This is a genomic window from Pseudomonas sp. P5_B2 (genome assembly GCF_056400445.1).
On sequence record NZ_JBFULH010001454.1, the window covers coordinates 1 to 578 of the forward strand.

Consider the following 578-nt stretch of genomic DNA (forward strand, 5'->3'; position numbering starts at 1 on the left):
AGAGGGCACTGAACTGAAACCTGTCCGCATCGAGGCCGGGTTCAAACTGGACGCTGCCGACCAYGAAGTCATCCGCCGCACTTCCCACCAGCGTGTCATCCCCCGTGCCACCAATCATGAAGGCGCCAGCACTGCCGGATTGAAGCGTGTCGTTGCCTTCGTTCCCCTCAAGGGTTGTCTGGAAAGCGAACTCGGCGCTGCTGCCGATCACCAGGTCGTTGCCGGCACCGCCGAAAGCACTGCCGAAATCCTCGATGGTGAGCGTGTCGTTACCCTCGCCGCCAAACAGATTATCCAGGCCAGTGCCGCTCAGCAGCACGTCGTCACCTACACCGCCATCGAGCAGGTCCTCGCCCGCCTGGCCGAATAACTGGTCGTTGCCGCCGAGGCCGAAGATCTTGTCGTCGCCATCGGTGCCGACAATGATGTCGTTGCCATCGGTGCCAGCCGTAACGAAGACGGTATTGTTACCGAAATCGTCCACTGTGAAGTTCTTGACGCCAATGAACTTCACCGTGAAATCGGTGCTGTCGAGCCGGCCGTTGTCATCCTCGTCCGCTATCAGCCAGGTGTTGCCC

General features: G+C 60.1%; 1 protein-coding gene. It reads right to left on the reverse strand.

Annotated elements, in window-relative coordinates; translation table 11 throughout:
- Positions 1-578: calcium-binding protein (locus AC1DRJ_RS31790; RefSeq protein ID WP_477805584.1), on the reverse strand; the 578-nt coding region annotated here is incomplete at both ends.